Origin of the sequence: Streptomyces sp. NBC_00154, assembly GCF_026342835.1 — a bacterium.
Classification (GTDB): domain Bacteria; phylum Actinomycetota; class Actinomycetes; order Streptomycetales; family Streptomycetaceae; genus Streptomyces.
This window is the reverse complement of sequence record NZ_JAPEMI010000001.1, coordinates 270,500-291,542: the sequence shown is the minus strand read 5'-3', so window position 1 is coordinate 291,542 and position 21,043 is coordinate 270,500. Positions and strand designations below refer to the sequence as shown.

Genomic DNA, 21,043 nt, shown 5'->3' with positions numbered 1-21,043 from the left:
TTCCGGAAGGCAGCGACCTCACGCAGCCATCGCCACCGCAGCCTTGCTGAGCGACGCGTCGGGCGCGGGGGTCCGGTCGGCGAAGACGACAACCCGCAGGAGCGCGAACCGTCCGATCCCCGCCAGGGCGGACGCCGACAGATAGACCGTCTGCTCGACCAGCGCCGAGGGCTCGGACCGGACGGCGTACAGGCAGAACAGCGCCCCTGTCGTGAACGCGTAGCTCACGGCGACGGTCACCCCGGACTGAAGGTGGACCCCCCACCCCTTCCGCCCGCTCCGGAAGGAGAACCGCCCGTGCAATTCGGTGGCGATGACCGTGGAGACGACGGTGACCAGCGCGTTGGCAATGGCCATCGGGATCCGGTCGTTGAGCAGTACGAGTACCCCGCTGGACGCCAGCCCGACACCGCCACCACACACGACGAACCGCACGAAGGCCGCGACGAGCGGATGAGGAGTGCGCGTCTGCGGACACGAAGGGGCGGGCACGAGGGGCCTCCGTAGGGTGAGTGGAACGGTGTTCCGATTCCACCCCAGAACCTACGGACCGGGCGTCGTCCGAGCGACCGGGTTAATCCCCGACTTCATTGGGGGGTAACCCCCAGCCGTCCCCTGGGGGAAGCCCCTGAGGTGTCCCCGCTGAGATGCCGCAGGGGGACTTCAGAGGGGGACAGCGGCGGTCGCTGCCGTAGCGGCGGAGGGGGAGTCCGTCCGCTGCTGCGGCAGTGCCACCGGGCGCAGCGTGCGCGGACCCGCGACGACCGCGTAGCCCGCTCGGGTCCTGCGGGCGCGATCGCCGGTGGGGGCGAGTGCGAGGTCAACGGCGAGGGAGCGGCCGGCGTCGGGACCTCGGGCAACTGGCGTGTTTCCGCGCTGGCTTGAGGCCGCAGAGCGATGCAGGCCGGTGGGTGAACCGGCGCCTGTGCGGTGGCCCACCGGACTGCGTCACGCACCCGCCGTACCCGCTCGGACTCGGAGCGAAGTGCTCGCAGACCGCCGTGAACCGGTGGCGTCCGAGCCCCGATGGGCCGCCCGCGGTCTGCGTCCTTGTCCGCGAGGAGGTCCGCGCTGCCGCCGAAGAACGCCCAAGAAATTGGCGAGCACACGCCCATTGTCAGGCTCGCGGCGAAGGAGTTACATGGTCCCTGCACGCGGACGAAAGCGCTTTCTGCCACCCGGGAGACCCCGGTCGACTGCCCATTCGCTGCCGCTCGGAGGCTGTATGACACCGCCCCGCACCAGACGCTACTCACTCGCCGTCGCCGCGCTCGCCGCGACCGCCTCGCTCGCCGCCGCCACGATTCCGGCCCAGGCGGCCCGCCCCTCAACCCTCCACACTCCGCTGCGAGCCCAGGCCGTGGCGGCGTACGACTTCGGGCACCCGGACCCCGCCGACCCCGGTCGCGAGCGCGACATCGGACGCTCCGGCACCGCGCTCAGCCTGATCAACGGCGGTTCCGCGATGCGCGTGACCGACGAGGCCTACCCGGGTGCTTCGCCCGCCCTGCAGGTGCGCCAGCAGAACCCGGCCACTGCGGGCAACGACGACTGGAAGGCCGGGACCTGGGACGCCGAGGGCATGTCGTCCCTCGACGCCTTCCGCAGTGCCCGTGGCGCCACCGTCATGGGCTGGTTCAAGATGACGGGCGACAATCCCGCCCTCAACTCCAACACGGCCAACCCGAGCGACCGTTACAACGCGATCGGGCTGGCCGGGGTACTGTCCGGAACCTCCGACGGTCACGCGGTGCGCGCGCTGCTCGAACTCATCCAGGTCAACGGTGAGTTGAAACTGGTCGCGCTGGGAAGACGCCTGGACAGCGGCGCCTCCCAGACTTTCGCCGCCGCCGCACCCTGGGAAGAACTGCTGCCCCGCGGTGAATGGGTCCACCTGGCCGCGACGTTCGACTTCCGTGACGGCACCCTCGCCCTCTACCGCGACGGCAAGCCCCTGGACGGCTTCTACGTCACGCCGGGCGACCCCTGGGAACTCGCCACCACGCCGGCGCCCCACCGTGCCTCGCCCACCGATCCCCGCGGCATCAAGATCGGCGGCAGCTTCCCCCAGAACACCCGGGAGAACAACGCCTGCGACTGCCGCATGGACGACCTCCTGTTCCTGGACCGCCCGGTGCCGGCCGGAACGGTGGCGGCGGAGTACCGGCGCATGACGCGGGGCCACTGACCTGTCTCGTTCCCGGATCGTCCTTTCCCTACTTGTCACGCCAGCTCGAAGGGACCCGCATGGCGTCACGACGTACATACCGAAGGTACTGGGCGGCCGTGGCCGTCAGCGCAGCCCTCGCCCTGGGCGGTCTCGCCGCGCCCTCCCATGCCGACGAGCCCGCCGCGGCGACAGCCGCCCTGACCGACCCCATTCCGCAGAAGCCCGTCCAGTCCAGGACGGGTCTCGTCCTGCAGGAGTTCGCACAGTTCCCCAAGTCGGAACCCGTGCCGGCGCCGACGGACCCGCGCCTGATGCGCCACGCCCGGATCAACACCATCAATGAACTCCCCGACGGCTCCGGCCGGATGGCGACCCCCGACCTCAACGGCACTCTGTACCTCACCGACCCCGGCACCGCGACGCGAACCTCCGGGGGCACCCCGCACCCCTACCTGGACGTCAAGGCGGCATTCCCGCACTTCTTCTCGGGCCGCGGTCTCGGCCAGGGCTTCGGGTATGCCGCGTTCCACCCGGAGTTCGGATCGAACGGGCGCTTCTACACCATCCACACCGAGCTCGCCTCGCAGGCCACCGAGACTCCCGACTACCGGCAGGCCGGCACCCTCACCTATCACGGCATCATCACCGAGTGGACCGCCGACGACCCCTCCGCGGCCGTCTTCCACGGCACCCATCGCGAGGTGCTGCGTATCGGCTTCACCGGCCAGGTCCACGGCATTCAGCAGATCGACTTCAACCCGACGGCAAAGCCTCACGACGAGGACTACGGGCTCCTCTACCTCGCGGTGGGCGACGGAGGGCAGGGCGTCGGCAACAGCGAGCCGCAGAACCTGACGCTCCCGCACGGCAAACTTCTGCGGATCGACCCCGCGGGCCGTGACAGCGCCAACGGCCGGTACGGCATCCCCGCGTCCAACCCGTTCGTCGGCGAGCCCGGTGCGCTCGGGGAGATCTACGCCATAGGCATGCGGGACCCGCACCGCTTCAGCTGGGACGCGGGCGGCAGCCACCGCATGTATCTCGGCCACATCGGCGAGCACGCCATCGAGTCGGTGTACGAGGTCAAGGCCGGTGACAACTTCGGCTGGAGCGAGCGCGAGGGCCCCTTCGTGTTCGACAAGAAGGCCACCGACCCGTGCGCCCGCATCCTTCCCCTCCCTGCCGACGACGCCCAGTACCGCTACACCTATCCGGTCGCCGCCTACGACCACGACCCGGGACCCGACTGGAACTGCCGGTCCGATGTGGGCCGCGCCATCGCCGGAGGCTCCGTCTACCGCGGCAAGGACGCGCCGGCGCTGCGCGGAAAGTACATCTTCGGCGACCTCGTGGACGGCCGGATCCTGGCCGCGGACACCCGCGACATGCACCGCGGAGGTGAACTCGCGCCGCTCGAACAGCTGATGCTCTTCGACAAGTCCACCGGGAAGACGGTCACCATGCGCGACCTCGCCGGTGACCAGCGTGTCGACCTGCGCTTCGGCTCCGACCGCAGCGGCGGCCTGTACATCGTCTCGAAGGCCAACGGCAAGGTCTGGAAGGTGACCGGGACCCGCACCTTCGCCGACTGCGAGGTGGGTAACACCCCCACCACCCACACCACCGGGCCCGACAACTGGGCGCCGGTCACCCCGGCCAAGTGGGCGTACACCACACGGGAGACGATCATGACCGAGCCGGGCGTCGCCCGCCCGGGACCGCGCCGCCCCTTCGAATACGCCGTCCTGACCGCGGGCCCGCGCTACTCCTCCGTCACCGTCGAGGCGGAGGTGCGGATCGACACCCCCGTCGAGATCACCAACCGTGACGTCATCCTCATCTGGGACTATCAGTCGGACACCCGGTTCCAGTACGCACACCTGTCGAGCGACAACACCATCTACCCGCACAACGGTCTGTTCACCGTCAACGACGCCGACCGGCTGCGCATCGACGACCAGTGGAACGGAACCTACGGCGCGCCTCCGGCGATCAAGGACGACGGATGGCACAAGGTGCGGCTCACCCACTGCGCCGACACCGGTGAGACCGCCGTCTACCTGGACGGCAGCCGCAACCCGCTGATCACGGCCACCGATCCGGTCTTCGCCTCGGGCCGGGTGGGCTTCGGATCCTTCGACAACGCGGGCCGCGTCCGTCACCTGAAGGTGACGGGCACGCGGGCCGACGACTGACCACGCGGGAGCGGGCCGAGACCGTCGGCCCGCTCCCGCACCGTCACGAAAGACCGAGACTCAACGGCACACGCGGACAGGAGGTCAAGAGTCCCTCAGCTGATCGGCAACGCCGCGTCGGCATGCTCGGCCTCGGAGGGCGCGGGGGTGGGCGAGGTCGCCGGCGAGGGAGTGGGCATGGTCGGGGCTGTGGGATGCAGCACCGGGGAGTCGGTCCGCTGCTGCGGCAGTGCTGTCGGCTGGAGCGGGCGCGGTCCCGCCACGACCGCGTAGTCAGGACCGAGGAACCGCGGCTCGAGGTCGCCCGGTTCCTCGCCGAGTGCGAGCCGCACGGCGGCCCAGGGGGCGTTCAGGCCGCACTGGGAGAGCTGGTGGAGGCCGCCCGCGGGGCGGGTGTTGACGTCGAGCAGGACCGGTTCGCCTTCGTACAACCGGAACTGAATGTTAGTCAGGTGATGTAGTCCGAACGTCTCCGCGATGCGGCGGGCCGGTCCGGTCCATGAAGGGTCGAGCGTGAAGCCGCGCCGGCGTCCGTTCTTCGTGCGCCCCACGGCCATCCTGACCCGCCCGTCGGCGCCGGTGAGGCAGTCGACGGAGACCTCCGGCTCGTCCAGGCGGGGCATGACGAGCCAGTCGACGCGGCGTTCGGTGCGGCGCAGGGCTTCGACGACCAGCTGCAGGGGGACGTACGGGCTCGGGAAGCCGCCGAGGTGGAGCAGCGAGAACGGGGTCCGCGTGATGATGCGGAAGCCGACACCGCCCGCTCCCGCCGCCGGTTTGAAGCATGCCTTGTCGCCTGCTTCCTCCAACGCGTCGACAGCGGTGAGGAGTTGTTCCTCCGTGCGCACCCGCCACCACGGCGGCACCGCGACACCGATCTCCTGCACCTTCTCGTACGCACGCGCCTTGTCCTGGAACGTGGTGACGGCCTCGGCGGGCGGCGTGAGCAGGGCGGTCCCGAGCGCGGCGAACTCCTCGCGGTGCGCGGCCACGGTCGCCTGGTGGAGGACCGGGACGAACACGTCGATGGCGTGCCGGACGCACTGCGCCAGCGCGTATTCGAGGTACGCGGCGGGGGACAGGCCCTCCGGTTCGAGCGCCGCGGTGTCGGCGGCCGCGAGGACGGGGGAGTCGGGGTCGCCGTGCGTGGCATGGATCTCCACGGGACGGCGCTGGGGATTCTCCCGCAGCTGATCCATGAAGAACACGTTCTCCGCGTACGTGCGGTTGAGCCAGACGCGTACGGGAGAAGCCATTCAGGCCGCCTTCCAGGGGTCGCGGGCATGACGGCGCACGGCCGTGCCCGGTCAGGGAGAGGGAGAAGCACAAAACCGCGGCAGGTGAAGGGGAGCCGGCGGCGGGTGTGCTGGGGGTGATCATAGGGCGCGCAGAGCCACCCGACTGCTACGTCCGTGTTACGGAATTCGCGGGCACGTGGTTCCATGCCGATTCGACGGGAGCCCTTCCAGTTTCCGCCCGGTCGAATTCGCCGAACGGACGCGCACTGCCTGAAACGTCCCGGAAATCCCCTGTGCGCCGGAAGCCCTACGCTCGAGGAGGAAGCGAGGAAACGGGGACAAGCAGACGGGAGACGAGCCTGTGGTCGGCGCCCCAGAACCTGAACCGAGCCCGTCCCGAGCGGGCCGCCTGCGCTCGGTGTCGGGGCAGGACGTACCGCTGCGCCACCACGTGGTGCACGGCTACCGCCGCGCGTACCGGATCGCCGGAGAGGGTCCCGTGATCCTGCTCATCCACGGCATCGGTGACTCCTCCGCGACCTGGGCGGATCTGATCCCCGACCTGGCGCGCAGCTACACCGTCATCGCCCCCGACCTCCTGGGCCACGGGGCCTCCGACAAGCCACGGGCCGACTACTCGGTGGCGGCATACGCGAACGGCATCCGCGACCTGCTGGGGGTGCTGGACATCGAGCGTGCCACCCTGGTCGGTCACTCGCTTGGCGGTGGCGTGGCCATGCAGTTCGCGTACCAGTTCCCCGAGCGGACCGACCGCCTGATCCTGGTGAGCACGGGCGGTGTGGGGCGCGAGGTCAACCCTGTCCTGCGGGCGGTGTCGCTGCCGGGCGCAGACCTCATGCTGTCCGCGCTGAGACTGCCCGGCATGCGCAGCCAGGTCGACCTCTTCACCCGACTGACCAAGCTTCTCGACACCGACCTGGGCCAGGATGCCGCAGAGCTGCTCAACGTGGTGGACGCCCTTCCCGACGCCACGTCGCGCAGCGCGTTCATCAGCACCCTGCGGTCGGTGGTCGATTGGCAGGGCCAGGTGGTGACCATGCTCGACCGCTGCTACCTGGCGGAGGGCATGCCCACGCTGCTGCTGTGGGGATCGCGGGACAGCGTGGTGCCGGTCCGGCACGCCTACCGCGCGCACGCGGCGATGCCCGGCAGCCGCCTGGAGATCTTCCATGGTGCCGGCCACTTCCCCTTCCACAGCGACCCCGCACGCTTCCGCGCCCTGGTCGAGGACTTCGTGCGCACCACGGCCCCGGCCGACTGGAGCCAGGAACGGTGGCGGGAACTGCTGCGGGTGGGGCGGCCTGCCAGCGCGGCGGGGGAGCTGGACTCCGCGTACCACCGCGCCGTGGAGCGCGATCTGCGCGAGGCGAGTGAGCGCAGCGCCACGTGAGGGGTGGCGGGCTCCGCGTGGCGGCGCCCCGCTCTCGTACCCTCCGGGAAGATGCGTGGCGCCGAATTCCCCACCCAGCCGTCGAGTTGTCGGAACGGGGCGAGGTGGCGTGGCTCTCCACCAAGACCTGCAACGCCCCCTGGTGTTCCTCCGCGTGTGCCGTGGCCGCGCCGCCCGTTCAGTAGCGGGCGAATCGGCCGCGGGTGATGCGGCGTTCGTCGCCCGTGCGGTGCCGGTCGCGTGAGTGCCGACCGATGCGATCTGCGTGCCGTGGCGGGTGATGGAGACGAACGGCGAGACGGTCCACAGTTCGCCCGCGACTGCCAGGCCGCGCTGTCCGGCTCCGAGTTGCGAGTTCATATGAAGGTGAATAACGTGACATTCGGTCGCAATGTCCCGAATGTGGATATCGACGTCTCGATGCCGCCTGTTTCCGACTCGAATCCGGGTTGAATAGTTCGCCGGGTCGCAGGGGATTCCGTGTCGGGTTTCGACTGTCGGCGACGATAAATCTGGTCGCCCGAAAATGTGGAAATGACCCAAGGAGATATTCATGCCCGAGGCGTCCCAATGGCTCTCGCGACGACGGTTGCTTCTCGCCTCGGCCGCTGCGACGACCGCGGCAACCACGGGGGCTTTCGACCTGCTGTCCGAGAGGTCGGTCGGCGTGAACGGAAGCGAGAGTATCCGGCCATTCCGTGTCGATGTTCCGGAGCGAGTTCTCGCTGATCTTCGTCGGCGGATCATTTCGACGCGGTGGCCCGACCGAGAGACTGTCCGGGATCAGTCACAGGGCGTCCAGTTGGCGACCATCAAAGAACTCACACGCTACTGGAGTGCGGCCTACAACTGGCGGAGGATCGAGGCAAAGCTGAATTCCTTGCCGCAGTTCCTGACCAAGATCGACGGGCTTGATATTCATTTCATCCACATCCGCTCCCGTCATTCGAACGCTTTGCCGATGATCTTGACTCACGGCTGGCCGGGATCCATTCTGGAATTCCTCAAGGTGATCGACCCGCTCACGAATCCTACCGCCCATGGTGGACGTGCGGACGATGCCTTTCACCTCGTCATACCGTCGATGCCGGGCTACGGTTTTTCGCAAAGACCGACGACTACCGGGTGGGGTCCCGACCGCATTGCGCGCGCCTGGGCCGTACTGATGGAGCGCCTGGGATACGAGCACTACGTTTCCCAGGGCGGCGACTGGGGGGCGGTAATCTCGGACAAGATGGCGATACAGCAACCTGTGGGCTTGCTCGGCATCCACGTCAATTTTCCGGCCACTGTGCCTGCGGACATCGCGAAGAAACTCAGCTGTGGTGACCCGGCCCCGGCCGGCCTGTCCGTCGAGGAGAAGCGGGCCTACAATAAGCTCGCGGCCTTTTACAAGACGGGCTCCGGCTACTCCGCCATGATGGTTACCCGTCCCCAGACCGTGGGATACGGGTTGTCGGACTCGCCAGTTGGGCTGGCCGCCTGGATGTACGACAAGTTCGCCGCATGGACGTACAGCAACGGCCATCCCGAGCGAGTGCTCACCAAAGACGAGATGCTCGACGACATCACGCTTTACTGGGTCACAAACACCGCGGTTTCTTCCTCTCGCCTCTACTGGGAGAACAACGCCAACAATTTCAATGCCGTTTCGGTTTCCATCCCGGCCGCCGTCACGGTATTTCCTGGCGAGATTTACCAGGCGCCGCTGAGTTGGACGAAGCGCAGCTACCACAAGCTCATCTACTTCAACAAGGTCCACAACGGTGGTCACTTCGCCGCGTGGGAAGTGCCGGATATCTTTACCAACGAACTAAGGTCCGCATTCAGGTCACTACGCCCCGATGCGCAGACGTCGGTCGGGAAGTGACCTTCTGGTCGGATTCGATCCAGCTGCGGGTCGGTGGGCGGACCGGGGGCCGGTATTCGCTCGTCCGTCCAAGCCATTTCACGGTTCGGTTCCGGTCACGTGTTGGCGGGGCCTGCAGCGATTCCCGATGGAGTCGTCAAGCCCGGCCGGTGACTCGCTGCAAGTGGATCGGCCTCGCACGATGGGGCTCGACGGCACGGTGATCAAGCGGCGGCGGCGAGGGCGATGACGGCCTGCCTGTGACCTTCCTTCAGCTCGTTTGCGCTCGTGGTACGCCTTCGAGGCGGGGCGGCATCGGGCAGCGACCACGCCGGATATGTAGAAGGACCCGCAGAAGACGTCCGCAGTAGCGGCCGTGGTAGGCGCATGTTCGCGCCGATGCGACCGGAATCCTTGGGGACAGTGCACCGGCTCCGGCAGAGCGCAGACTCAGTGGTACTTGGGAGTGCCGGAACTTTCCCACAGCTCTCGAGTACCACACGCGTCCGGGGTCTTGATGTAGGAGCCACCGGACCTCCCGTGGAGAGCTGCTCAGGCCGCGGCGCACTGCTCGACATCAGCCCCTGCGGGAACGACCGCGACGCCCGCGTCCTCAGGGCTCGCTCTCGCCCACGCGCTCACCGCCTCCGTGGGGAGCCGAGCTCCCGCCAGCGCACTCGTGCGAGCCGTTGAAATATTCCGACGCAACTACTTTTTCGGACCGTGGCCCTCCTCACAGGCAAAATAGTTTTCTGTTCAACTATCTCGGCGTAGTGTCGCAAGTGCCTGATCAAAGGCAGCCCGCGGCTCTGATCTTGCAGGTCACGGGGCAAGCAAGGAGGAAAGATCATGGGATACACGTTGGCGCGTCGGGCTGCCGTTGCAGTGGCCTCTGCAGCAATCGCGGCGGCAGGACTCCTCGCCACCGGCGGTTCCGCCTCGGCGGCGACTCCCGCGACTGCCGACCGGCCCGCCGTCGTTTCTCAGTGGTCCGCAGACGCCCACCACGAGGGCTGGTCCGGTCGCTGGGGTCAGGGTTGGGGCGAGCACCACGGCGATGGTCGTGGTTATTGGGTACACCACCGAGATGGACATCGCTACTGGGTCCACCACCACGGTGACCGCGGCGGTTACTGGGTAAGCGAAGACGATGCTCGTCGTCAGTGGGTCCTGGACCAGGTCCAGTGGCTCCGTGACCACGACGCACGTCGCTAATGAACTTGATCGAGTCCTACGTTGTTGGTGGGTCGGACGGGCCGATCGTATGGTCCTGGGATCCAGAGGCACCGGGTATGGCTCTGATTGGGTTGCCGTCGATGGTTCACGTCACCTGGCCGCCTGGCGCCTCACGACGACTCGGCCGCTGATTAGGAGCTGCGGGCCCCTGTGGGTGCATCGCTGAGTAGGGCCACGCTCGCGAGGTCGTCTGGGAGAACGGGACACATCGATTGAGCGGAGGAACCGTGGCCCTTCGGGCGCTGGGGAGAAACCTTCTCCGACGACGTCGTCGCGGCCGCGATGATCGACCGCCTGGTCCACCACGCCGAGGTCCTCACCCTGACCGGCGACTCCTACCGGACTCGCCAGCGACGCGAGCTCCTGGCGAAGGACAACCGGGCTCACCACGACTGAGCCTGTCAGTCGCGCTGGTCGGCCGACCGAAAGATGTGCTCTCGCCCTTCGGGGTCTTCGAATTCGACGCTGAAGGACAAGCCCATCCCGCTCAGTCCCCCCAGCAGGTCAGTGATGCGATTGGGATCCACGAACCCGCTAAACACGACGGGTTCTAGCGGAGCCAGCTCAAGTTCCGCGCACTCGTTCTCGACCTGGAACTCGGTCCAGCTCGATCGACGGACCCGCCAGCCGGCGCGGAAGAACAGCTCAGCCGTACTTTGGGCGCTGACTGTCCCGGTCAGAGATCCCCAGACGTTGCTGCCAAGATCAAGCTGAGCCACGGCGGCTGCGTCAAGACGCGGCCCGTCCGTCCCGCCAGAGGTGAAGTCCACGCCGGACAGTATCGGGCAGACGAGCTTCACCTCGCGCACGAGCCCGCGGACAGGCCCGAACCGACCCCAGGGGGTCAATTCTGCGGGACTGGTGCGGGGTCAATTCTGCGAGAGCGTTGACAGGCCCTGCTCACCGACGTGCTGACCGTGAGCGAAGACGTGGTTTGGGCGGTCGACGTCGCCGACGGCATGGCCGCCTTGTGGACCAACATCCTGCTCAACCACGGCCAGCAGGTCGTCTACATACCTGGCCTCACGGTCAACCGGGCATCGGCCGGCTACCGGGGGATGGGCAAGACCGACGCCAAGGACGCAATGGTCACAGGCCGCGGCCGTTCTCGGCTTCCATGCGTTCCACTTCGGCCCTGGAGAGATGAAGGAACCCCTGCGGGCCGCGGTCCTCGACGCGGGATGGACAGGGCGTGGAGTGGTGTTGGAGTTCAAGCTCTGACCGGCCTATGAGACACGGAGCTGGGCGGAGGACTCCAAGGCTACTGAGGCCGTGTCCCATCCGGTGCAGCGGATCAGCCGTTCGCAGAACGCGGCAACTGGGTTTCACGCTGCGGCTCAGCAGCACCCGCCGCGGTGCGCGACTCGCTCGTAATCTTGCCGTACAGCAACTGACCGAGTGGCGCGGAGTCCCACACGACTCGGCTGCCGCGCAGGCCGTCGCACTCGTCACGGCAGAGCTCGCGTCCGACGCGATCGCCCATGAACGCCTGCCGGGCCGAGACTTCCGGCTGGCGCTGCGGTTGTTGCCCGAGACCGTCCGTATCGAGGTCACCGACACCCCCCCGAGCGCCTCCCCCCGGCTACAGCTCCGAAGTCTTGCGGTCCGGAGGACGAGACCGGGCGCGGTCTGCTGCTCGTCGAGGCGTACGCGAGCCGCTGGGGATGCGCGGTCCTCGATGCCTGCACCAAGTGCGTGTGGGCCGAAGTGCACTGCTGAGGGCGCAGGCAGGGGGCTGTGCTTGCCCACATCAGGCCGGGTCAGGGGGACTTGAGCATGCCGCGAAGTCCGGCGACGAGACCGCGTACATCACGTTCGGCGACGGGTGTGGTGACGTGGCCGGTTATCGGGGCCGGGGGCGTGTCCGGCCCCGAAGCGGGTCGGCGGCAGGCGCGGCAGAGGCCGTCGGGGAGTGCTTCCGGGCGGCCGGGGCCACCGCACTGGGTGCACTCCATCATCACGCGGGGGGTATGAGCAGCCTGGGCGGTGGGGGCAGCAGTGGCGGGCAGACTAGGGGGCATCTTGTCGCGGAGCCTGCGGCGGACGAAGCCCAGCGGTGAGTTGACCTCGTCCGGCAGCCCGGCGACGAGGGACCGGATGAGGTAGTCCGGGGTCACGCCACGCCCCGCGCCAGCCAGTCCGAGGTCAGCTCCTCCAGCGCCGTGCAGTCGGCTGTGGAGAGGGCCAGGCGCGGTTCTGTGCGGCCGAGTTGGGCCAGCGCCAGGTAGGCGGGGGAGGGGCGCTCCGCACCCGGGGTGGAGGAGGGGGCCGGGGACGGTGCGGGTGTCGGCTGTGTCCGCGGCGGAGTGGTAGTCCAGTCGTACTTGCTCGCCGTTACGGGTCGGGGAGGTCAGGGGGTTTCCCACCCCCTATGACCCCGCCGGTCAAAGAAGGCACTCGGATCCCGGTGCCCGGGTCTCGCCGCTCATGTCCCGGCGCCCGGTTTCCGAAGCTCAGGACTCGGCCGAAGACCCTGGGACCTACCCACGAAAGAATGACGAGGGCGGTGCCGTAACTCGGGCCTCGAAACCCGGGTTTCGGGACCCAGCACATGGCGGCACGACACACTCCTTTGCCCCGCACCTATGGCTGCCCGCCCCATGGGAAGGTCCCCCGCACCGTCCTACCGTGACGGACTCGAACCGCCGAGTCCGCCCCCGGACGGGAGAGCCGCGATGCGCAGAGCAACGAGCACTTTGCTCGGCCTGCTTCTCACACTGCTGAGCCTCGGAGCACCCACTACACCGGCCCACGCCGCCCCACCCAGCTACCTCAGCCTCGAAGCCACCTACACCAGCGTCGCCAATGGCTGGGACCGCGTCGACCGCTACCTCGACACCACCAGCGGCTTCCATGCCGAGCAGTACCCCCAGGACGGCCGTGGCGACCAGGACGGTCAGCGACGCACCTTCTTCGGCGGCGTCAAGCAGCCCTACTCAGGCCGCTTCCTCCTCTACTCCGCCCCCGGCTGGAACAGCGGTAGTCGCCAGACCCCAGTCCTCCTCGTCCACGGCGCCAACGACAACGCCGACCGCGCCTGGGCGAACCCCGGCGAAGCCGGTGGCTACGGCTGCGGTACGGCCTCCTGCCCCAGCACCGGACTCATGCAGTACCTCGCCGCCCGCGGCTACCGCGTCTTCGCCGTCAACTTCGCCCATAAGCAGGGCGACAATCTGATGCAGGCCCAGCAGGTCGGCGACGCCATCACCGCCATCAAGGACCGGCTCGGCGTCAGTCAGGTAGACCTCGTCGGCTGGAGCAAGGGGGAGATGTCGACACGAGCCTACGTCTCCTCACTGCGCCCCACCTGGGGACGCCCCTACGCCGGAGACGTACGCCGCTTCATCACCCTCGGCGGCCCCAACGGCGGCTACGACTACCCCTACGCCCACGGCTGGGCCCACGACTTCAGCATCTGGCCCCAGTGTGGCGGCAGCGTCAACGCACCCTCGCCCCACCTCTACATGACCTGCTACGGCACCTACACCGCCCACCCCGAATTCGCCTTCGCCCCCACCGACGGCTACGACGTCTACCCTGGACAGCGTCAGATGCTCGCCCGCTGGGACGCCACCTACGGCATCGACACAACCCAACAGGACTGGTACACCACCTACCACGGTGGCCAGGGCTTCTACACCTCCGGCAGCGGCATCCAGACCGCAATCGACGCCGGCTCCCTGATCACCCCACTCCACAACGCAGGCATCCCCGGCAGCATCGCCACCTACCTTCTCGCCGGTGGATCCCCCAACGTCCTCGGCATCTACAACGAGAACCGCGGCCCCAGCGACGGCGTGGTCTTCGTGAACAGTGCCCTCGACCGCACCGGCATCGCCAACGTTGCCGGCACCGCCCTTATCACCACCGCCAACCACCTCCAACTCGGCTGGCACTCCTCCGCCAGCGCCCAGATCGCCGCCTGGCTCGGCTGACCCCCGCCACTCCCAAGGACGGACCATGACCTCGCCCGCACTTCTCCCCGGCATCCGCGCTCGACGGATCACCACCCCCCGGCTCACCCTCAACCTCCTCGAACTCCCCGACCGGACCGGAGAACCCGTCCTCTTCGTCCACGGCAACGTCTCCGCCTCCACCTTCTGGCAACAGACCATGCTCGACCTGCCCCACCCCTACCGTCCCCTTGCCGTCGACCTCCGCGGCTTCGGCGACACCGACGCCCTCCCCGTCGACGCCACCCGCGGCGTCCGGGACTTCAGCGACGACCTCACTGCTCTTTGTGACACTCTCGCGCTCGACCGCGTCCACCTCGTCGGCTGGAGCATGGGCGGCGGCATCGCTCTCCAACACCTCCGCGATCAACCCGCGGCCGTCCGCAGCCTCACCCTCGTCAACCCCGTTTCCCCGTACGGCTTCGGCGGCACCCACGGCCCCGACGGCCGGCTCAACCACCCCGACGGCGCCGGCTCCGGCGCAGGCACCGTCAACCCCGAATTCGTCCAGCGCCTCAAAGACGGCGACCGCAGCGAGGACTCACCGCTCTCACCCCGCGCCGTCCTTGCCTCCAGCTACGTCAAACCGCCGCTCCGCCCCGCCCTTGAGGATGCTTTCGTCGACGCCATGCTCTCCACCCGCACCGGCGACGACCACTACCCCGGCGACACCCGTCCCAGCGACCAATGGCCCGGCACCGCCCCCGGCCCCCGAGGTGTCCTCAACGCCATGGCCCCCACCCACTTCCGCATCGACGACCTGCACCGGATCGATCCCAAACCGCCCATCGGCTGGATCCGCGGCACCGACGACCTCATCGTCTCCGACACCTCCCTCTTCGACCTCGCCCACCTCGGTGCACTCGGCGCCGTCCCCGGCTGGCCCGGCGCCGAGCACTGCCCCGCCCAGCCCATGGTCGCCCAGACCCGCCACGCACTTGATCGCTACGCCGCCACCGGCGGCCCTGTCCGCGAAACCGCCATCCCGGACGCCGGCCACGCCGTACACATTGACAAACCCAAGGAGTTCACCGCCGCCCTCCTGGACACCCTCACCGCGGGCCGGTGAAGCGGCCGGGCCGTCCACCCCGTACGGTCCTCTGTCGACGTCGAGGTCATTAAGCGCCATCCCGGCGCCAAGGGTTCTGGCCGGTACCCGAGCGCCGGGAGCGGTCGAGCAGACCTGGGCACGCTGATGCTGCACCGGCGGCCGGCCCGAAAGCCGGGATCAGACGGTGAGTTTCGCCCCTACGAGGTCCATCTCATTGTCCAGACCGTCCAGGGAGAGGCCACCGACGTTCGCCTGCTTTCCGTCCGCGTGTCCCTGCCGGTAGCCGCTGCCCTTGTAGCGCGTGGCCCGTGTCTTACCCAGCTTCGGGTAGCGGGGCGCAACTTCGGCCTCGGCAGCGGCCGTCCGGTCGGCGAGGACGAGGGCAACGCCGCGGCCCACGGTGGCGTCCGCCGCGGTTTCCTGCCGATCGCGCTCGGTGTCCTCGCGGGCCGCGCGTTCGGCGTCGCCGGTCCGGGAGGTCACCGCGCGGATGAGGCCGAGCATCCAGGACCGCTTGTAGACGCGCGCGTCCTCCCTCGACGGCTGTTCCGCATCCGCCCGGTCGGCACCGCGCAGCATCTGGAGACGCAGGCTCGCCTACAGAACATCCACGGTGTGAAGGTTCGAGGCGAAGCCGAGCAGGTGCACCCGGTGCCGGTTGGCCTGCCCGCCGGGATGGACGGACTGGCAGCGCATCTGGCCTGCGATCCAGGCAAGGAGCCTCTTGCACTCGCGCATCCAGGGAGCAGTGACCTCGACCACCCGGTCGATGGGGTGCTCGGAGCTCGGCTCGTCGCCCTGGAGCGGCCTACTCGATGCAGTACTTGGCCATCAGCGCCGTCGCCTTCTGAAGGAAGGCATCGGCCTCAGCCTCGGTGGTTGCCGGGTCCTCTCCGAGAGCGAACTGATCAGCGGCTCGATGACCAGGCCGACGTACGTCTCGACCGCCTCGGAGAGCTCCGGCAGAAACGCTTCGGTCACCTCCGAGGCGTTACTGGAGTGCTTCTCGCACCACTCGCGCATGTAGGACTTCTTGGTGGCGGAGTGGCGGAGTGGCGGAGTGGCGGAGTGGCGGAGTGGCGGATCCTGGAGCCTGCCCTGCGCACGTTCTTCGTCCGTACCCGGCTGGACCGGACCACAAGACCCGGATGCGTCTGGCCCCGGAGAAGCACGAGGTCCGTACCTTCGACGAGCAGTGGGAGGTCATGTGGGTCGGGGACACTCCCAGCCTGCGGGCGTCGCGCGAGTACTCCCGTGGACAGGTGACCGCAGTTTCCCGGAAGTGGGAGGTCGAGCGGGGGCCGACGGCCGCCTGCGCAAGACGGAGGTGTTCCGCTTCGGCCCGGAGAGATGAAGGGTCCCCTGCGGGCCGCGGTTCTCGACGCGGGATGGACATGGCGCGGAGTGGTGTTCAAGCTGTGACCGGCCCGCGAGACACGGAGCTGGGCGAAGGACTCCAAGGCTACTGAGACCGTGTCCCATGTGGCGCAGCGGATCAGCCGTTCGCAGGACGCCGCAACTGGGTCCTCCTGCGGGCATCTCGTGCGGAACCTTCGGCCGGTTCGTGTCGATCGCCTGGTGATGTCGGTCGGCGCTAAGGGCGGGGTTCCGGGCCGATGGGGCGGGGTGGGGCGGTGGCGTGAGTGGATGAGCGACTACGGCAGGTCCACGTCCAGAAGGGCCCACACTGTTTTGCCGGGCCCGTCGATGCACGGATACCAGCCCCAGCGGTCGGTGAGTGCGGCCACCAGGAGGAGGCCGCGGGGTCCGTCCAGGTCGTTGGACGGTTCGGCCAGGGCCGGGACGCTCTCGCCGCGTGAGTCGGTGACCTCCACGCGCAGAGGCGTGCCCTCGGCCGAGAGCCGGAGGCGGAAGTCGCGGCCGGGTACGCGCCCGTGGCGTACGGCGTTCGCGCTGAGCTCCGCCACGATCAGCGTCAGCACGTCGTGGGCGTCGCTTCCGTAAGGGATTCCCCAGGCGTCGAGGCGTTCCCCGGCCAGGCGTCGGGCGAGACGGGCGCCGCGTGGGGTGAACTGAAGCGCATCGTGAAGTGGCGCCAGGGGAGCAGGGGTTGGGCGGTGCGGGTGAGACGTACGGGGAGTGGCTGCTTGCTCGTCATGCATCCACGGTGACGCTCGGTGGCGTAGCGTGACCAGAAGTGACGTACCGTCGGGTGTTGGTTGTACGCGACGGCGTGCGGTGTGTACGAGGCGCGCCGCGTGACGAAGTTCGGGGCGCGGCGTTGGGCCGGTGAGGTGGTGGGGCCGATGGACTCTTCGGAACCGATGGAACAGGGCGAGCCGGGCGAGCAGGCCGTACAGGATGGCGCCGGGAACCGGCCGGAGGACGAGCCGGGATCGGGTGTGGTGACGCGTTCGGGAGGCAGTTGAAGCTGCTGCGGATTCGAGCAGGGCTGGAGCGGCCCGAGTTCGGGAAGCGCGTCGGCTACGCGGGACAGTCGGTCGCGTCCTTCGAGCAGGGGAGGCGTATCCCGCCGCCGAGGTTCATCGACCGGGCGGACGAGGTGCTGGATGCCGGGGGCGTTCTCAAGGCGTTGAAGGAGGAGGTGGGGCGGGCGCAGTACCCGGCGTTCTTCAGGGACATGGCACGGTTGGAGTCTGAAGCGGTCGCGCTCCACGTGTACGCAGCCCAGGCGGTCCCCGGCCTGTTGCAAACCGAGGAGTACGCACGCGCTGTGTTCGGCATGCGGCGCCCGCTACTCGACGAGGACACGGTCGAGCAGCGAGTGGCGGCCCGACTGGCTCGGCAGGAGATCTTCTCCCGCAGGCCGATGCCGACCTTGAGTTTCGTGATTGAGGAGTCGGTGCTTCGACGTCCCATCGGTGGTTGGCCGGTATTCCAAGGGCAGATTGAGCAGGTCCTACTGCACGGGCATCGACGCAATGTGGAGATCCAGATCATGCCCAACGAACGCACGGAGCACTGCGGTCTGGCCGGTCCGTTCACCTTGATCGAGAGCCGCGAGGGGCGGAGGATGGCCTACGTTGAGGTTCAGCGGGACAGCAGCCTTCACACCGACCGCTCGGCGGTCAGGGAGATCGAGGAGCAGTACGGAATCCTTCGAGCCCAGGCGCTGACTCCGCGTGAATCGCTGACCTTCGTCGAGAAACTGCTGGGAGAGAGATGACCAACCCGAAGTCTGTGCCGACTGTGCCGGAGTCGGCGTGGTTCAAGAGCAGCTATAGCAGTGGTGAGGGCGGGGAGTGCGTAGAGGTGGCCAACGCCACCGGAGCCGTACACATCCGGGACTCAAAGGTCACCGCCGGACCGGTCCTGACCGTCTCCCCCCACGCGTGGGCCGGGTTCGTCGGACTGGCCACCGACCGGTCTGCCTGAGTCCTGCGCAACCCCGTGGGACCTGCCACGCACCGCCGCGGCAGGTCCCACGCGTATGTCTGGCCCAGGCCGTCAGGCTGCGTTGTCCTCTCCCCCCATTACGGCCGAGCATCCGCCACACGGCGCGGCAGGCGCTGCGGTTCAGGGAGGGCCGGAGGCCCTTGTCCGGGCCAATTCGCGCTGCGCGTCGTTCGGGTCACAGCGGTAGCAGGTGTCGACGAGGTCGTTTCGTTCGTCGATCCAGGTCTCACCGATGAGGTAAGCAACTCATAGGTATCCAGGACGAGTTAGGCCTGATGGTCCTGTGGCTTCGCCTCGCTTTTGCGGCGTGGGTGGCACATCGAACGCCGCCGCTGGCATAACCAGATCAGTCAGCCGACCTTCTCCACAGGTAACTTGCAATTTCTTCACATCGTCTGACACCATCCCGCATCCGGCGTGCACTGAGCCGTCGCTGAGCTGGGGGGACCAGCCACGTGCAGATACGTACCTGCCTTCGTCGTGCCCTTAACGCCGTACTTGCGCTACTCATCGCGTCGGCCGCCCTCTGGGTCGGTGCGCCGCCCGCGGCCGCGCACCGGGACGGGTGCCACCGCTGGCACTCCTGTCCGTCCGACACCGGGTCCTACGTCTGTGGGGACCTCGGGCACTTCAACTATTGCGGCTACAGCTCTCTGCCGCGCTCCGGTTCCGGAGCCGGGGACGAAGAAGCCGATGACATCGAGGCACCGGACCGGCCGAGGACCAAGAGCGCGAAGGCCGTGGCCGGTGGCCGCGTCACTGTCATCGTGACCGCCGAGAAGGGATCGCGGATCGAGGTGCGGGACGCCGAGGACTCGGTCGTGAGCAGAGCCACGGCCACCGGCTCCGCGCAGACGGTCACCTTCGCCGCGAAGGACGGTGACCACACCTACTCCGTCGTGGCCGTCGATTCGGCCGACAATGCGAGTGAGGCGAGCGAGGAGTTCTCCGTAACGGTCGACGCGAGCCGGCCCGAGGCGGGCAAACCGGTCGTGACTGCGGCCGACGCGGTGACGGGCGCGGTCCAGGTCTCCTTCGAGGCCGAAGCGGGTGCACGGTACGAAGTGAGTGTCGAGGGCCGCAAGGAACAGCTCAGCGGTACGGTCGGTGACGACGGCATGGTGCGGGACTCGCTCTGGCTCCCCAACGGTTCGTACCGGCTCACTGCCGTGGTGCGGGACGAGGTGGGCAACCGGACGCGTACCGAGGTCGCCGCCACCGTGTCGCTGGACACGCTCCGGCCCCAGGTGCGTGTCCAGCCTCCGGTCGGCGGAGGAACGACGCAGGTCGAGGTCACTGGGCCGCCCGGTGCAGCAGGCATCGTTTCCACCGGAGGCGAGTCCGAGCCCGTGCGGCTCGACAGCGACGGGCACGGCGCTGTGTCCATTTCGGTCGACGACGGTTCCCACCGTGTGCTGGTGAACCTGAATGACGCCTTCGGACGCTCGGGCACCGGGAGCTCCGGCGCCTTCACAGTGGACACCATTCCACCAGCACTGAGGCTTGTGTATGACGCCGAACGTGCCAAGTACGGCGACGTAGTCCTCACCGTGACCGGAGAGCGGGGCGCCCGCCTGGCGCTGTCCGGCGCGGGCGAGAAGCGGACCGTCACCCTGGGTGCGGAGCGCCGGACGTTCCGCTGGCACTCAGCGCCCGGCAACCACAGGCTGGTCGCCCGACTCATCGACGCCCACGGCAACATCAACCGCACGGACCTCACTGTTCACGTCTCGGACGACTGGACCGCTGCACGCATCCGCAACGCCCTGCTGTGGACGGCCGGCGTAGTGCTCGTCCTGGTTATCGGCGGGTTTCTGTTGTGGCGGCGGCGCAGAGCGGTCATCGCGTGGTGGGCCCGTCGGCGGGAGAACGCACGGATGGCCGCCGAGCAGCGTGCGGCTCGTGTCCGCGTGGCACGGCAGGAGGCCGATGCGCGCCGTCGCCGGGAAGCGCTCCGGCGTGCTCAGGAGGCATACGAGCGCGAACTGGCCGGCTGGCAGCGAACCCGGGACGGCCTCGCGGCCGACCATGATTTCGTACGTCAACTACGGGGCACGGAGTACAGCGTGGCGGACTTCCGCTGGGGTGCCCGCAAACGGGACGAGCGCGTGCTCCTGATCGCGTCCGCGTCGCTGGTGGAGGTCCGTACGCGACAGGGCGTGAGCCACACGGAGAACACGGGGGCGGGCGAGATCGCCGTCACCGACAAGCGTGTTCTCTTCGCAGGTGTGGCCGGCCGACGGGAGTGGGCCTACGGCAAGTGGCTCCACCATGAACATCATGAGGGCGCGGCCGCCCAGACGCTGATCATGGTGAGCAACCGGCAGAAGACCTCCGGCGTTGCTTATGGCTACGGGGAGGCCCCCAAGGTGCGGCTGGCGATCGACCTGGCCTTGGCGCAGGCCCAGGGTCGTCATGGCGAGGTGGTCCACGGGGCCCGCGCAGCGCTGGAGGCCCATGACCGGAAGCGGCCCACGGCGCCGACGGGGGACTGACGGGACAGCTGAGGGAAGGTGGCGTCTGGCGTTCCGGCCGGACTTGGCGTTCGGCAATGTGTCCTTG

Annotated in this window: 16 protein-coding genes and 4 pseudogenes; 12 read left to right on the top strand and 8 right to left on the bottom strand. The window is 68.4% G+C overall.

The window, feature by feature from the left end; translation table 11 throughout:
* Positions 1 to 18: 18 nt before the first annotated feature.
* Positions 19 to 492: a hypothetical protein gene (locus OHA03_RS01310; protein ID WP_266999887.1), complete on the bottom strand. Its 474-nt coding sequence runs from the start codon at positions 490 to 492 to the stop codon at positions 19 to 21.
* Between the two features lie 733 nt (positions 493 to 1,225).
* On the opposite strand from OHA03_RS01310, the gene OHA03_RS01305 reads away from it, so the two are divergent.
* Together OHA03_RS01305 and OHA03_RS01300 are read left to right on the top strand one after the other, a co-directional pair.
* The gene (locus OHA03_RS01305) at positions 1,226 to 2,188 is read left to right on the top strand and encodes a LamG-like jellyroll fold domain-containing protein (RefSeq protein ID WP_266999886.1); all 963 of its coding nucleotides are present in this window, start codon (positions 1,226 to 1,228) and stop codon (positions 2,186 to 2,188) included.
* 98 nt (positions 2,189 to 2,286) lie between these two features.
* Entirely contained in the window at positions 2,287 to 4,365 is a 2,079-nt protein-coding gene (locus tag OHA03_RS01300) for a sorbosone dehydrogenase family protein (RefSeq protein WP_266999885.1), read from the top strand.
* Positions 4,366 to 4,460: 95 nt separating this feature from the next.
* On the opposite strand, the gene OHA03_RS01295 is transcribed toward OHA03_RS01300, so the two are convergent.
* Positions 4,461 to 5,621, bottom strand: a complete 1,161-nt coding sequence (locus OHA03_RS01295; protein ID WP_266999884.1) for an ATP-grasp domain-containing protein — start codon at positions 5,619 to 5,621, stop codon at positions 4,461 to 4,463.
* Positions 5,622 to 6,021: 400 nt separating this feature from the next.
* Between OHA03_RS01295 and OHA03_RS01290 the strand changes: the two genes are divergently transcribed.
* The 4 genes and pseudogenes from OHA03_RS01290 to OHA03_RS01275 all read left to right on the top strand — a co-directional run.
* Positions 6,022 to 7,014, top strand: coding sequence for an alpha/beta fold hydrolase (locus OHA03_RS01290; RefSeq protein WP_266999883.1), 993 nt, complete (start codon positions 6,022 to 6,024; stop codon positions 7,012 to 7,014).
* 240 nt (positions 7,015 to 7,254) lie between these two features.
* Positions 7,255 to 7,467, top strand: coding sequence for a hypothetical protein (locus tag OHA03_RS01285; protein ID WP_266999882.1), 213 nt, complete (start codon positions 7,255 to 7,257; stop codon positions 7,465 to 7,467).
* A 100-nt stretch (positions 7,468 to 7,567) separates the two neighbouring features.
* Positions 7,568 to 8,884, top strand: a complete 1,317-nt coding sequence (locus OHA03_RS01280; protein WP_266999881.1) for an epoxide hydrolase family protein — start codon at positions 7,568 to 7,570, stop codon at positions 8,882 to 8,884.
* 1,458 nt (positions 8,885 to 10,342) lie between these two features.
* A pseudogene (locus OHA03_RS01275) lies at positions 10,343 to 10,495 on the top strand (ATP-binding protein); the annotation flags it as partial.
* 5 nt (positions 10,496 to 10,500) lie between these two features.
* Here OHA03_RS01275 and OHA03_RS01270 read toward each other — a convergent pair.
* On the bottom strand, positions 10,501 to 10,908 hold the full coding sequence (locus OHA03_RS01270; protein WP_266999880.1) for a hypothetical protein: 408 nt from the start codon (positions 10,906 to 10,908) through the stop codon (positions 10,501 to 10,503).
* Between the two features lie 87 nt (positions 10,909 to 10,995).
* Between OHA03_RS01270 and OHA03_RS47760 the strand changes: the two genes are divergently transcribed.
* Entirely contained in the window at positions 10,996 to 11,331 is a 336-nt protein-coding gene (locus OHA03_RS47760) for a transposase (RefSeq protein WP_323181319.1), read from the top strand.
* Positions 11,332 to 11,859: 528 nt separating this feature from the next.
* Here OHA03_RS47760 and OHA03_RS01255 read toward each other — a convergent pair.
* Positions 11,860 to 12,216, bottom strand: coding sequence for a hypothetical protein (locus OHA03_RS01255; RefSeq protein WP_323181131.1), 357 nt, complete (start codon positions 12,214 to 12,216; stop codon positions 11,860 to 11,862).
* Between the two features lie 558 nt (positions 12,217 to 12,774).
* On the opposite strand from OHA03_RS01255, the gene OHA03_RS01250 reads away from it, so the two are divergent.
* Both OHA03_RS01250 and OHA03_RS01245 read left to right on the top strand, forming a co-directional pair.
* On the top strand, positions 12,775 to 14,034 hold the full coding sequence (locus tag OHA03_RS01250) for a triacylglycerol lipase (protein ID WP_266999878.1): 1,260 nt from the start codon (positions 12,775 to 12,777) through the stop codon (positions 14,032 to 14,034).
* Between the two features lie 25 nt (positions 14,035 to 14,059).
* On the top strand, positions 14,060 to 15,121 hold the full coding sequence (locus OHA03_RS01245) for an alpha/beta hydrolase (RefSeq protein ID WP_266999875.1): 1,062 nt from the start codon (positions 14,060 to 14,062) through the stop codon (positions 15,119 to 15,121).
* Between the two features lie 159 nt (positions 15,122 to 15,280).
* Here the strand turns inward: OHA03_RS01245 and OHA03_RS01240 are convergent, their stop codons facing one another.
* From OHA03_RS01240 to OHA03_RS01225, 4 genes and pseudogenes are all read right to left on the bottom strand, one after another.
* Positions 15,281 to 15,682, bottom strand: coding sequence for a hypothetical protein (locus OHA03_RS01240; protein WP_266999873.1), 402 nt, complete (start codon positions 15,680 to 15,682; stop codon positions 15,281 to 15,283).
* An 18-nt stretch (positions 15,683 to 15,700) separates the two neighbouring features.
* Positions 15,701 to 15,865 (bottom strand): hypothetical protein, encoded by a 165-nt coding sequence (locus OHA03_RS01235; protein WP_266999871.1) that lies wholly within the window; start codon positions 15,863 to 15,865, stop codon positions 15,701 to 15,703.
* 46 nt (positions 15,866 to 15,911) lie between these two features.
* A pseudogene (locus OHA03_RS47985) lies at positions 15,912 to 15,965 on the bottom strand (hypothetical protein); the annotation flags it as partial.
* Between the two features lie 793 nt (positions 15,966 to 16,758).
* A pseudogene (locus OHA03_RS01225) lies at positions 16,759 to 17,222 on the bottom strand (ATP-binding protein).
* 166 nt (positions 17,223 to 17,388) lie between these two features.
* Between OHA03_RS01225 and OHA03_RS01220 the strand changes: the two are divergent.
* From OHA03_RS01220 to OHA03_RS01210, 3 genes and pseudogenes are all read left to right on the top strand, one after another.
* A pseudogene (locus tag OHA03_RS01220) lies at positions 17,389 to 18,251 on the top strand (helix-turn-helix domain-containing protein).
* Positions 18,248 to 18,460 carry a DUF397 domain-containing protein gene (locus tag OHA03_RS01215; RefSeq protein WP_266999867.1) on the top strand — a complete coding sequence of 71 codons (213 nt, stop codon included), beginning with the start codon at positions 18,248 to 18,250 and terminating at the stop codon, positions 18,458 to 18,460. Before OHA03_RS01220 ends, OHA03_RS01215 begins: the two are co-directional and overlap by 4 nt.
* A gap of 476 nt (positions 18,461 to 18,936) precedes the next feature.
* Complete coding sequence (locus tag OHA03_RS01210; protein WP_266999865.1) at positions 18,937 to 20,976, top strand: hypothetical protein; 2,040 nt, start codon at positions 18,937 to 18,939, stop codon at positions 20,974 to 20,976.
* The last annotated feature ends 67 nt before the right edge of the window (positions 20,977 to 21,043 follow it).